The 12288-nt window shown below is 67.2% G+C and carries 10 protein-coding genes; 4 read left to right on the top strand and 6 right to left on the bottom strand.

From position 1 onward, the window contains the following. Positions 1-256: 256 nt before the first annotated feature. On the bottom strand, positions 257-1471 hold the full coding sequence (locus tag JX552_RS27155; RefSeq protein ID WP_205874859.1) for an MCE family protein: 1215 nt from the start codon (positions 1469-1471) through the stop codon (positions 257-259). A gap of 20 nt (positions 1472-1491) precedes the next feature. Between JX552_RS27155 and JX552_RS27150 the strand changes: the two genes are divergently transcribed. From JX552_RS27150 to purM, 3 genes are all read left to right on the top strand, one after another. Then, positions 1492-1884, top strand: a complete 393-nt coding sequence (locus JX552_RS27150; RefSeq protein WP_205874858.1) for a sterol carrier family protein — start codon at positions 1492-1494, stop codon at positions 1882-1884. 136 nt (positions 1885-2020) lie between these two features. Further along, entirely contained in the window at positions 2021-3556 is a 1536-nt protein-coding gene (gene purF / locus JX552_RS27145; protein ID WP_205874857.1) for an amidophosphoribosyltransferase, read from the top strand. A gap of 60 nt (positions 3557-3616) precedes the next feature. Next, positions 3617-4711: a phosphoribosylformylglycinamidine cyclo-ligase gene (gene purM, locus JX552_RS27140; RefSeq protein ID WP_205874856.1), complete on the top strand. Its 1095-nt coding sequence runs from the start codon at positions 3617-3619 to the stop codon at positions 4709-4711. Positions 4712-4744: 33 nt separating this feature from the next. Here purM and JX552_RS27135 read toward each other — a convergent pair whose 3' ends face one another. Both JX552_RS27135 and ygfZ read right to left on the bottom strand, forming a co-directional pair. Then, complete coding sequence (locus JX552_RS27135; protein WP_205874855.1) at positions 4745-4924, bottom strand: DUF3073 domain-containing protein; 180 nt, start codon at positions 4922-4924, stop codon at positions 4745-4747. Positions 4925-5074: 150 nt separating this feature from the next. Next, positions 5075-6169, bottom strand: a complete 1095-nt coding sequence (gene ygfZ, locus JX552_RS27130; protein WP_205874854.1) for a CAF17-like 4Fe-4S cluster assembly/insertion protein YgfZ — start codon at positions 6167-6169, stop codon at positions 5075-5077. 99 nt (positions 6170-6268) lie between these two features. Between ygfZ and JX552_RS27125 the strand changes: the two genes are divergently transcribed. After that, a complete protein-coding gene (locus JX552_RS27125) occupies positions 6269-7141 on the top strand; it encodes an aminodeoxychorismate lyase (protein WP_205878717.1) in 873 nt (290 codons plus the stop codon). Between the two features lie 252 nt (positions 7142-7393). Here the strand turns inward: JX552_RS27125 and JX552_RS27120 are convergent, their stop codons facing one another. From JX552_RS27120 to JX552_RS27110, 3 genes are all read right to left on the bottom strand, one after another. After that, positions 7394-8905, bottom strand: a complete 1512-nt coding sequence (locus JX552_RS27120; RefSeq protein WP_205874853.1) for a sensor domain-containing protein — start codon at positions 8903-8905, stop codon at positions 7394-7396. 120 nt (positions 8906-9025) lie between these two features. Next, positions 9026-11395, bottom strand: coding sequence for a RyR domain-containing protein (locus JX552_RS27115; protein WP_205874852.1), 2370 nt, complete (start codon positions 11393-11395; stop codon positions 9026-9028). A 117-nt stretch (positions 11396-11512) separates the two neighbouring features. Continuing rightward, positions 11513-12157, bottom strand: coding sequence for a heme-binding beta-barrel domain-containing protein (locus JX552_RS27110; RefSeq protein WP_205874851.1), 645 nt, complete (start codon positions 12155-12157; stop codon positions 11513-11515). Positions 12158-12288: the final 131 nt, after the last annotated feature.

Here is a 12288-nt window from a genome sequence, read left to right as displayed (position 1 = left end):
TCATGCGTGGGCGCGCGTTGGAGCAGGGCGACGTCGATAACTGTTGCAGGACAGTCGATTTAGTTCAGAAACTGACATCCACACTTAATCCCGGGGTTACACCGGTGTCACAGAGAGTTCAGTTCCTGGAAAGATTCCAGTCACTTCGGAGTGTACCCGATGTTGGTGGTCCGCCCCGACGCTGTCGTTCTGCCCTCTGTATGCGGTGAAACTCGGTTTGCCGATGTCGTCTCGGAATCGGCTCGGACTCTCGAGCTCATGGGTTGATCGTGTTGTCGCCTATTTGCCGGCCCCACACGTAATCGAGAAACATCGGCGAACCGATTTCGAAGTGGTTGTAGGGGGCCAGGTCGTAGCCCGCGTCCATCACCAGATACGGAGCGGGCCACAAGTCCCTGGTGATCTTCTTCCAGCAGCCCGGTTTTCCCCCGGGGCCACCCCTGGTGTTGGTCCGGGGCAGGTTCTCGGGGTAGATGTACGGGCCCGGTGCGCCCGTGATGGCGCCCGACGACGACGCTCCGAGAGCGTAACCGTTGAAGCCCAACGCATTTCGGATTCGGGGCGCGACTTCGTCGTAGTTGTGCAGGGTGCACACGATCTCGGGGCTGTACTCGTCGAGCAGCTGGGCGGTGGGAAGCAGATCGGCGGCGCCCCGCGCCAGATACGGTCCCGCCCGCTCGAACACCGGTGTCGCGGTGCCGGCGAGCCCGGCGGCCGCCAGCAGAGCCGAGTCCAATTCGTTGCGCTGTTGGCTGACCGTGCGGGCCGTGGTCGCCGCCTGGTCCAGAGCCGCCAGCAGCTGCGGTGCGGCGTCGGCGTAGACGTCACCCAATGCGGTGAGCCGCTGCACGTCCAGGCGGGCCGCAGGCAACTGCGGGTTCAGGTCGTCGAGGATGGCGTTCCCATTGGTCAGCGAGGCGCCCAACTTGTCGCCCAGCCCGGCCAGCGCCAGACCGGCGGCGCTGAGCGTCAGGTTGAGTTTCACCGGATCGACCTTGTCCGCGATGGCGGTCAAGGTTTGGAACAGCGTGTTGAATTCGGTCGTCACCTTCGTCGCATCGATCACGGTTGACGGCGTGATATGCTGCGGTGCAGGCATTTTCGGCGAGCTGAGGGCCACGTACTTGTTGCCGAACACCGTCGTCGCCTTGATCTCAGCGTCAACATTCGCCGGGATCTGCGCGATGTACTTCGGGAAGATGTCCAGGACAAACTGGGCGGCGGGGACGCCGTCACGGGTGATCTCGGCAATCGTGGCCACCCGTCCGATCTGGACGCCGTTGTAGGTCACTTTCGCGCCCGGGTCCATCACCAGACCGGCCCGCGGCGCCACCATCGTCAGCTTTGTTTTCGGGGTGAAGTTCCCCCTGAACTGCCAGTACAGCGCGCCCAGGACGAACGCCAGCACCACCAGCGCGATGAGGCCGATGGTTCGATAGGGTGGCCGCGCGCCCGAGCGACGACGCTCCATGATTCTGAGACCCTAATGGTATGGCTGCCCGTCCCAAGGTCGATCCGGCAAAGACGCGGGATGCCGTGTCGGCAATCGCGGGATGGCTGCGCGACGAAACCAGCCCCGCGCCGCAACGGGCCGACCTGGCAAACGCCGTCCGGCTGACCGCGCGCACCCTGGCCGAGCTGGCGCCCGGCGCCAGCGTGGAGGTGCGGATTCCGCCGTTCGTCGCCGTCCAGTGCGTATCCGGTCCCCGGCACACCCGCGGCACTCCGCCGAACGTGGTCGAGACCGACGCGCGTACGTGGCTGTTGGTGGCAACGGGACAGCTGGGGTTCGACGAGGCGGCGGCGAGCGGCGTGCTGGCCCTTTCCGGCTCGCGGGTTTGTGAAATAGAACACTGGTTGCCGCTGTTACGTTTGGCGCCCTAACCTGGTTTGACCTGGAGTTTCGTGGTGACACGTCGGTTTCGCCCGCCGCAACACGCCCGTCGGCATTGCGCGGGCGGCCGGAGGTGCCCGTAGACTCCGTATCGTCACCAACCGCGCCCTAGGGAGCCGCCACACCGTGACCGCGCAGCAGCCCGAAGAAGACTTCAGTTCGCCTCGTGAAGAGTGTGGCGTATTCGGGGTCTGGGCCCCGGGTGAAGATGTCGCCAAACTCACCTATTACGGCCTTTACGCCTTGCAGCACCGCGGCCAGGAAGCCGCAGGCATCGCCGTGGCCGACGGATCCCAGGTGTTGGTATTCAAGGACCTCGGACTGGTCAGTCAGGTGTTCGACGAGCAGACGCTGGCGGCCATGGAGGGTCACGTCGCCATCGGCCACTGCCGCTACTCCACCTCCGGTGACACCACCTGGGAGAACGCCCAGCCGGTTTTCCGCAACACCGCCGCCGGCACCGGAGTTGCCCTGGGGCACAACGGAAACCTGGTCAACGCCGCGGAGCTCGCTGCCCGCGCCCGTGACGAGGGCCTGATCGCCAAGCGGGCACCCGCCCCCGCGACCACGGACTCCGACATTCTGGGTGCGCTGCTGGCCCATGGGGCGGCCGACTCCAGCCTCGAGCAGGCCGCGCTGGAACTGCTGCCGACTGTGCGCGGGGCGTTCTGCCTGACATTCATGGACGAAAACACCCTGTACGCATGCCGCGACCCGCACGGTGTGCGCCCGCTGTCGCTCGGCCGACTGGATCGCGGCTGGGTGGTGGCCTCCGAAACCGCTGCCCTCGACATCGTCGGCGCATCGTTCGTCCGGGACATCGAGCCGGGCGAACTGCTCGCGATCGACGCCGATGGGGTGCGATCCACCCGCTTCGCCAATCCGACGCCGAAGGGCTGCATCTTCGAGTACGTGTATCTGGCCAGGCCGGACAGCACCATCGGCGGCCGGTCGATACACGGTGCCCGCCTCGATATCGGTCGTCAGTTGGCCCGCGAATGCGCCGTCGACGCCGACCTCGTCATCGGGGTGCCGGAGTCCGGCACCCCCGCTGCCGTGGGATACGCGCAGGAGTCCGGTATTCCGTACGGTCAGGGGCTGATGAAGAACGCCTACGTCGGGCGCACCTTCATCCAGCCGTCGCAGACCATCCGGCAGCTCGGCATCCGCCTCAAGCTGAACCCCCTCAAAGAGGTGATCCGCGGTAAGCGGCTCATTGTGGTCGACGACTCGATCGTGCGCGGCAACACCCAGCGGGCGCTGGTGCGCATGCTCCGCGAAGCGGGAGCCGTCGAGGTGCACGTGCGGATCGCCTCGCCGCCGGTCAAGTGGCCCTGCTTCTACGGCATCGATTTTCCCTCGCCGGCCGAGTTGATCGCCAACGCCGTCGAGGACGAAGGGGAGATGCTCGAGGCGGTGCGGCATGCCATCAACGCCGACACGCTCGGCTACATCTCGCTGCGCGGCCTGATCGCAGCCACCGAACAACCCGCGTCACGCCTGTGCACGGCATGCTTCGACGGCACTTACCCGATCGAACTGCCCAGCGAGAGCGCGCTCGGCAAGAACGTCATCGAGCACATGTTGGCCAATGCGGCGCGCGGCGCCGGCCTGCGTGACCTGGCGGGCCAGGACGCTCCGGAAGTTCCGGTCGGGCGCTGACGGAACCTCTGCGGAGGTAACCGTCACCAGGGTGACTGCCGACCGGTAGCCTTTATCGCGATGACGGATCCCGAACAAAGCGCCAAACGCGGCGCGGGCAACCAGGGCATCACCTACGCATCGGCCGGGGTGGACATAGAAGCCGGTGACCGCGCTGTCGACTTGTTCAAGCCGCTGGCGGCCAAGGCCACCAGACCCGAGGTGCGTGGTGGGCTGGGTGGCTTCGCCGGGCTGTTCGCGCTACGCGGTGATTACCGCGAACCGGTGCTCGCTGCCTCCAGCGACGGTGTCGGCACCAAGCTGGCGGTCGCCCAGGCAATGGATAAGCACGACACCGTAGGCCTGGACCTGGTCGCGATGGTGGTTGACGATCTCGTCGTCTGCGGCGCCGAACCGTTGTTCCTGCAGGACTACATCGCGGTCGGCCGGACCGTGCCCGAGCGGGTCGCGGCGATCGTGAGCGGCATCGCCGAGGGCTGTGTGCGCGCCGGCTGCGCACTGCTGGGCGGCGAGACCGCCGAACATCCCGGCCTGATGGAGCCGGACCACTACGACATCTCGGCCACCGGCGTCGGCGTCGTGGAAGCCGACGACGTCTTGGGACCCGACCGCGTCAAACCCGGTGACGTCATCATCGGGATGGGGTCCTCCGGTCTGCATTCCAACGGATACTCGCTCGCCCGCACGGTCCTGCTGGAGATCGACCGGATGAACCTGGCCGGCTACGTCGAGGAGTTCGGCCGCACACTGGGCGAGGAGCTGCTGGAGCCCACCCGGATCTACGCCAAAGATTGCCTGGCGCTCGCTGCCGAGACCCAGGTCCGCACCTTCTGCCACGTCACCGGGGGAGGGCTGGCCGGAAATCTTGAACGCGTCATCCCGCACGGTCTGGTCGCCGAGGTGGATCGGGGCACCTGGACGCCCGCACCGATATTCGCGATGATCGCGCAGCGCGGCCGCGTCGCCCGGCCCGAAATGGAGAAAACCTTCAATATGGGCGTCGGCATGATCGCCGTGGTCGCGCCGGAAGACACCGATCGCGCCCAGGCGATCTTGATGGCGCGGCACATCGACTGCTGGGTTCTGGGCACCATCTGCAAAGGCGGAAAAGACGGCCCGCGGGCCAGCCTTGTCGGGCAGCATCCGAGGTTCTGACGGGTTCGGTGCCGTTCGGCACGTGGTGTCAGATTAGCGACGCCAGGTGTCCTCGTCGTCCCATGAATCGCCCTCCCCGTGGTCGGATTCATCGGTGCTCGTGCTCGTCCCTGACAACTCGCGCTGAAGCCGCGTGAAGTCGGTCTGCGGGGAGCTGTATTTCAGTTCTCGAGCAACCTTGGTCTGCTTTGCCTTAGCCCGGCCGCGGCCCATGGGGGGACCCCCTCGCGAAATAACGGAGCGGCCTACAAGTAGGCGGCTCCGATCTCTAGTGTCGTTATTGTCCTGCCGACAGCTTACCGTGCCGCGCGGCCGAAGGTGGGCGCGCCCTGCCCAGCCACACATGGCGGATGTCACGTTGACTCATCGGGTGCCGCCGCGTAACCGGTCGACCGCCAGCCGTCCGGCACCCACCCCATCCGCCGGCGGCAGCGAGTCAGCGTCGATCACGGCCGCGACCTCGGCGTCGGCGCCCGTCGTCAACTGTGTGTCGGCCGGGATACCGCGCTTGACCAGTGCCAGCGCCACCGATCCAAGGTCGACGTGCTCGACGACCGTGCCCAGGCGTCCTACGGTGCGCCCCGCTGCGAGCACCGCGGCACCGGTGGACGGCCGGTCCGCCGAACCGTCGAGATGCAACAACACCAGCATCCGTGGCGGCTTGCCCAGGTTGTGCACGCGTGCCACCGTCTCCTGGCCGCGATAGCAACCCTTGTCCAGGTGCACCGCAGCCACCCCGGGTCCACCGATCCAGCGCACTTCGTGCGGGATTGTGCGCTCGTCGGTGTCGACGCCCAACCGCGGACGCAGGGCGGGCACCCGGTGGGCCTCGTAGGCCCACACGCCGGCCGGACGCACACCGGCCCGGGTCAGCTTCTGTCGCCAGTCCGCGGCTGTATCGCGTGGCACCAGCAGGTCCAGTTCGATCGGGCCGTCCGGAGTGGTCGGCATCCGGCGCAGGAACCCACCGGTCGATAGCGGCACGGCCGACCACTCCGGCGGTAGTGCGTCAACCCCCAGCGCAGCCAGTACCGGCGCCTGCGCCAGTCGCGGCCCGATCAGCGACAGCACCGCCAAGTCCGCGGCGGCCGGTGCGACATCGGACCAGAACACCATCTTGCGCAAGTAGGCCAGCAGTGGTTCGCCGCGCCATGGCTCAGTGTCCAGGTAGGTGGTGCCGCCCAACTCGGTCTGCAACCAGTGATCCTCCACCCGGCCCTGGCCGTCGAGGCTGAGGTTCTCGGTGCCGGCGCCCTCGGGTAGCTCACTGACGTGCTGAGTGGAAATGTTGTGCAGCCAGGTGCGGCGATCCGCGCCGGTCAGCGTGATCACGGCACGGTGCGAGCGGTCCACGAGTACGGCATCCGTTTCGCCTGCCCGCTGCTCGCCGAGCGGGTCGCCGTAGTGCCAGATCGCGCCGGCGTCGGGGCCGGGATCGGGGGCGGGGACTGGATTCACACATCAACTCTACGGCGGGGCGGCACGCTGCCTGCCGAGTGAAGCCGGCCGCACACTCGCCGAGCGCCCGGCCCGTTAGGCTCACTCCTCATGACGGGTGTGGTCGTCACTCTGGACGGCGAAGTTCTCGACTCGGCAACGCCACTGCTGCACGCCGACGACCTGGCGGCCGTGCGGGGCGATGGAGTGTTCGAGACGCTGCTGGTCCGGGACGGCAGGGCTTGTCTGGTCGAGTCGCACCTGCAGCGGTTGACCCACTCGGCGAAGCTGATGGACCTGCCCGAACCGGACCTGCCGCAGTGGCGGCGGTCGATCGAGACGGCGACTAGGCAGTGGCTGACGATCACCGAGGACGAGGCCGCTATGCGGTTGATCTACAGCCGCGGCCGGGAGAGCGCCTCGGCGAGGACGGCGTCGACGGCATATGTGATGGTCAACCCGGTCCCGGAACGTGTCACCGCGGTACGTCGCGACGGCGTCGCGGCGATCACGCTCGATCGCGGCCTGCCGGCCAACGGCATCGACTCGATGCCCTGGCTGCTGGCCGGCGCGAAGACACTGTCCTACGCAGTCAATATGGCCGTGCTGCGACACGCCGCGCAGCAAGGCGCCGATGACGTCATCTTCGTCAGCTCCGACGGATACATCCTGGAAGGCCCCCGATCCACCGTGGTCATCGCCGTCGACGGTGAGGACGGTCGCCCGTGTCTGCTCACCCCGCCCCCGTGGTATCCGATCCTGCGGGGAACCACCCAGCAGGCACTGTTCGAAGTTGCGCGCGGCAGCGGTTATGACTGCGACTACCGCGCGCTGCGGACGGCTGACCTCTCCGCGGCGCAAGGCATTTGGCTGGTGTCGAGCATGACACTGGCGGCGCGGGTGCACACCCTTGACGGACGCTGGCTGCCGCGGGCCCCCTTCGCAGACACCTTCGCCGAATTGGTCGACGCGGCCGTCGTCATCGATCGCTGAGCGCTTAATTCTGTTGTCGCCGGACCGGAGTCGCGGTAGCGTCGGCTTTACACAAGGAAGGAGGTGGTCCGCGAAATTGATAGCTTCATGGACATGTGAGGTGGCTGCGCGCTAGCTGCATTGGCTCGGAAGAGTCAGCGATCTACGCGCGCTGGCGAATTTCCCGCAGCCACCCGGCCCCCGAGCTTCCGGTCTGTCCAACCGGAGCGCAGCTCGGGGGCCGCTCCATTTCTGCAGCGGCTCCGGCGGTGGCTACTTCTGCGCCCTGGCCGCGATCTGGTCGGCCAACTTCGCACCACCGTCGGTGATGTCGTTACCGCACGCCTGAACCTCGATGACCAGGTCGCCGGCTGCGCTGAGTGCATGCTGGCAGGTTCGGGTGTTGTTGTCGGTCTCCGCGCGCGTCATGGTGATCTTCGGCGCGGCGCCGTTGACCTCACCGAAGTTCCACTCCGTGCTCTTGCTGGGACCGGTGAACGTAACGGTCTTGTTGGCGCAAGCCCGCCACTTGCCCTCGGATGACTCGACGAACGCACGAGCCTTCTCGGCCGACGGGAACTTGGCGACGGCCTGGACCACCCGATGGGCGTCCCCGGACGACTGAACGACCTGGGTGTGAATCCCGGTCGGGTCGTGAGGCCGGTACACGGACTCCTGGAACGGCTCGAAGGCCGACAGACACTCCGGGTCGGACAGGGTGCCCTGCGGGGCGCGCAGCTGGTCGCTGTGGGCGCTTTCCTTCATATTCGGGTCGCCCAGCACATTCCCGATATCGGCGGCGCCGAGCAGAAGGGATCCGGTTTCGGCTGGCGCCCCGCCCGTGTTGGTGGACCCGCCGGCAGCGCCGCTGGGCCTGGCCGTCGCGGGCTTCCGAGTATTGCCACCGCTGGTGGCGAAGACCACGATCAACACGATCGCCACCACGGCGGCCAGCGCCGCACCACCGATGATCAGCAACTTCTTGTTCGGCTGCCCGGAGCTGGGCGCGGGTGCGGCGTGACCCGCCGCGGGACGGGCCGGCGGCGCGGCCGCGGCAGCACCGGCGGCAGGGGCGGCCGGGGCTGTGGCCGCGGGAGCGGCGGGGGCCTTCGCGGCCGGTGCGCCGGCCTTGGCCTCGATCTCGGCCAGCACGTTGTCGATCTCGGTCCTGGTGCGGTAGGTGACGTCGTGCCGCATCCGCAGCATGCGCAGCAGTTGGGCGATGTCGCTGCGGGCGCTCGGGTCGTCGCCGTCTTCGTCGAGTCCGGATCGCAACTCGACCAGCAACTGCAGCTGCTGCTGGGGCGTGAGTTCCTTCTCCGACAACGTGTTGCCCAACCGCATGATGTAGCCGAACGGCACCGGCGGCTCGTCTGGCAACGGCGACGGCAGCGGAGCAGCCTTGGCGCTCATCGCGTGGATGGCGGTGACCAGCTGGATGCCTGCGTCGACGGTCGGGTTCTGGTAGTCGATGATCTGCAGTGTGGAGACGGGGTTGACCCGCACACTGTCGACCGGTCCCACCTGCACGGGCAGGATGGGCCGATTGAGGGCTTGGGCGTAGCGCAGTTCGGCCTGGCTCGGCTTGGATTGCAGCCAATTGTTGGACAGCGCGACGATGAACACATCGCAGGACCGGATCTGCTCGAGGATCGCGTTCCACCAGGCGTCTCCGCCACCGAGCTCCTGGTCGAACCACACCTTCTGTTGGGCCCGCTTCAAGGCGGTCGTCAGCGCGTCGAGTGACGTCCTGTCCTGGCTCGAGTAGCTGATGAATATGGCCACGGCAGTCTCCTCAATTGAGGGCAGGGGGAGGCGGATACGGCGAAACCGTCATGCGACGGTAGCGCATGGCACTGGTCGCAGCAATCGACCCGGGCATACCGGCTGGGCCCGTAACCGCCGTCAGTCGACTGCGGGAACGTGCGTTTCATCCGAGGGCTGGAACTCCGCGTATCGCTGCGCGAACTCCTGGGCGGGCACCGGCCACTGTTCGCCCTCGGCGCCCCGGACCACCCAGTCGCCGTCGGCCGCATTCGTCGGGCCTTCGAGGGTGTTGATCGACTCGCCCGGTTGCGCGGGACGGGCCTGGACGCGTCCTTTTCGGCGCCACCTTCCGTCGCCGGCCGGCTCGTAGGTGGCGTGGAAGATGTCGTCGCGCACCGACCAGGTTTTGTCGTCCGATCGCACCTCCCAGTCGCCGGCCTTGGCGTGCATGGTGTGTCCCGAATCCGATGTCCAGGTCCACGGCGCGGTGCGTTGTTCGGCCAAAACGGTGCCCACCCGGGTGAAGGTCCGCCAGAGCGGGCGGGACCGGTAACCGAGTTGGCGCAGGCTCCACAGGGTGGCGGCCAGGCTGCGCACGGCGGCGTTGAGCAGATCCGGGTTGCTCTCGACGGCGGACCAGTCGACCAGCTTGTCGTGGATCTTGCGGGCGTCGTCTCGCGGCGTGCCGTACTTCCAGCCGTTACGGCGGTAGTAGCGGCACCAGTCCTCGTGCTCCGCCTGGGCCATGGCCAGCGCCGAGTACCGGTCGAATCCCATCAACGCGAGCTGCTCCAGCGGGGGCGAATCCGCCATGTCGCGCCCGGACAACTGCGCGGGTGGGCTGCCCCAGGTGTTCCAGGTGTGGCCGGCGATCTGTTCGACCATCCACAGCGCGTTGCGCACCTGGCGCCGGTTGGAGCCGCGATAGAACTCGTCGAGCTCGATCCACGGCACCGAGGCCGGCCCCCGTGGCCAGCTGGGGTCGATGGTGGCTACATAGCGCTCGTGTATCAGCCGGGCCGCCCGTTCCCAGGCGTCCTGGACCTGACCTTCGCGGCTGTCCAGCACCAGTGAGTACGACTGCAGCATGCCGACCACCTGGATCGAGTCGTCGGCGATGCTGGTGTTCAGGTCCGAGGTGTAGACGGGCATTTCGGGGAAGCGGGCGGCGAGCCTGGTGCCGGTGGTGGCGGTATGGGTGTCGACGAGGATCACGGCGCTCGTGGTGGGGTCGGTGTCGCCGATCAGCCGCAGGATGGTGGGAATCGTGGGACCCTCCGACACCGCATCGATCGACGGTCCGTCGGACGCGAATCCTGCTTGCTGGCGGTAGAACTCGTGATCCTTCAGGTACTCCTCGGCGTCGCGTTCCACCAGGGTTAGCGACGGCAGCGGGACCGCCCCCGGCGGCGTGTAGAAGTCCCGTTCCAGTGCCCGGCGGGTCAGGTCCGCGCATAGCGCCAACGTCAACTGTGATGTGCCGCAGACGAATACACGTTTGGTGCGCCCGGTCGCAATGATCCCGTCAAGGAGTCGGCTCGCGGTGACCTCGTACTTGCCGACGACGTCGGCCGCCCATCGGGTGTCGGAACCGCCGAACTGCTGGGCACGCCATGCCTCGGCGAGCCAGGGATCGTCGATCCGCACTATGAGGGGTAGCCGCCGCTTGTTGGCGACCTGTGACAGCCGCCTGCTGATCAGGTCCAACCACAACAGGTTGATCGCCGGGTCGGGTGCCATCAGGTAGAGCCGGCCCAGGTGACGCCACAGCCGCAACGACACCAGCGTGGCGGGCGCGTTGAAGTCGACCAGCACCACCCGGGCGCCCATTCTGCGCAGGCGCTGTACCCGGTCGTCATTGGCGCTGGTGACTACCACCAAGGTGCTGCGCCGGTCCAACGTCCGCGCGACGCCGCTGACCATCGATTCGGTGTCGTCGTCGACTCCCACGATGGCGGTGACCGAATCCGCGAAGTTCGCCCGCAGCCGGTCCACTTGGGACCGGAACACTCCGACCACCACGCCGCCGAGGCCGGTGAAAATGGCCGAAACCGCCGCCATGCGCGCCAATTCGAGACCGACGGGCGTCGGGCTGGGGCAGATGTGCCCGCCCAGCGAATAGTCGCTGCTGCTGCCCTTGATCAACTGCGCGGTCAGCATCAGCGGGGTGAATACCGCGGGGTGGTTCTCGTCGTGACAGTTCCAGTAGGAGCTGAGCCCCAGAATTGCGCTCATGGTGATGAGCACCGCGATCACGGTGAACGACACACCGACCAAACGGTGGCTGGAATTGGACCGGAAGGTCATGACGCACACCGCGACCAGGACGCCGACCACGATCGCGGTCGTCGCCATCGATCCCGGCCGGCCGAACCAACCCACCCCGGACGGCAGCAGATCCAGAATGGCGGGCTGGAGCGCCACCGCGGCGAGATAACCGATCAACAGGACGGCCAGCACCGACATGGTCCAGCGCACCGGGGGTGGGGCGATTCTTTTCTGACCCATCAAACCTGCCTTCGCCGGGCCTCTTTCGGGCCTTCTTCAGGGCCTGCTCGGACGCGAACAGTACACGCGCAAGTGCGCGGGAAGGCAACAGCGAGATCTCTTTCGCGGCGGCGGGTTTCAGCCGACGAAACGGGACAACCGCGCCGATAGATGGGGAACCAGTCCGCCGTCGGCGTCCACCCGCTCTTCGACGTAGGCGAGATCGCCACCCTCGACGATGCCGTAGAGCCGTTTCGCGCCGCCGACCAGCACGCCGGACCGGCTCCGGGCCAGCGCATCGGTCACCAGTTCCCACGACGACTGGTTGCGCGGGCGCCCGTAGAACAGCTCGACGTAACCGGACGAGTGCGCCAGCAGCAGCTCGATGGCCTGCGACTCGCTGGGGTCGTCGGGGTCGGCGACGAACCGCCAGAATCCCGTTTCGCGCAGCGCCGGCTGGTGGTACTCGCCCGCCTCGTCGAGGCGCCAGGAGCGGGCCTCCCAGTTCAGGTAGTCGCCGCCGTCATGGGACACCACGATCTGCTGTCCGAATCGGTAGTCGCCGTCGTGAGCGCGGCCCTCGCCCTCGCCGCGCCAGACGCCGACCAGCGGCAGCAGCGCCAGCAGAGCGTCGTGCAGGTTGGCGCCTTCGCGCAGGTTCGCGGTGTCAGCCGGCACCGGCAGGTCGTCGTAGGCGGGGATATTGCGGGTAGCGGTCAGTTTCGCTCGCTCGGCCGCTTGGGACAACTCGTCAGCGGCGTCGTCTCCCTCGGTGGAGGTCACGACTCGTCGGTGATCAACCGATACAGCGCATACAGCGCGAACCAGGAGATGACCACAGTCGCAAGGACCAGCATGATCTCGAAGAACAGCACCACGGGGACGAGTCTATTCGCCTTTTGCCGTTGAGTCTG

The organism is Mycobacterium gordonae, from assembly GCF_017086405.1.
GTDB classification, from domain to species: Bacteria; Actinomycetota; Actinomycetes; order Mycobacteriales; family Mycobacteriaceae; genus Mycobacterium; species Mycobacterium gordonae_D.
The sequence above is the reverse complement of the archived record's forward strand: the minus strand, read 5'-3'. Positions and strand labels throughout refer to the sequence as shown.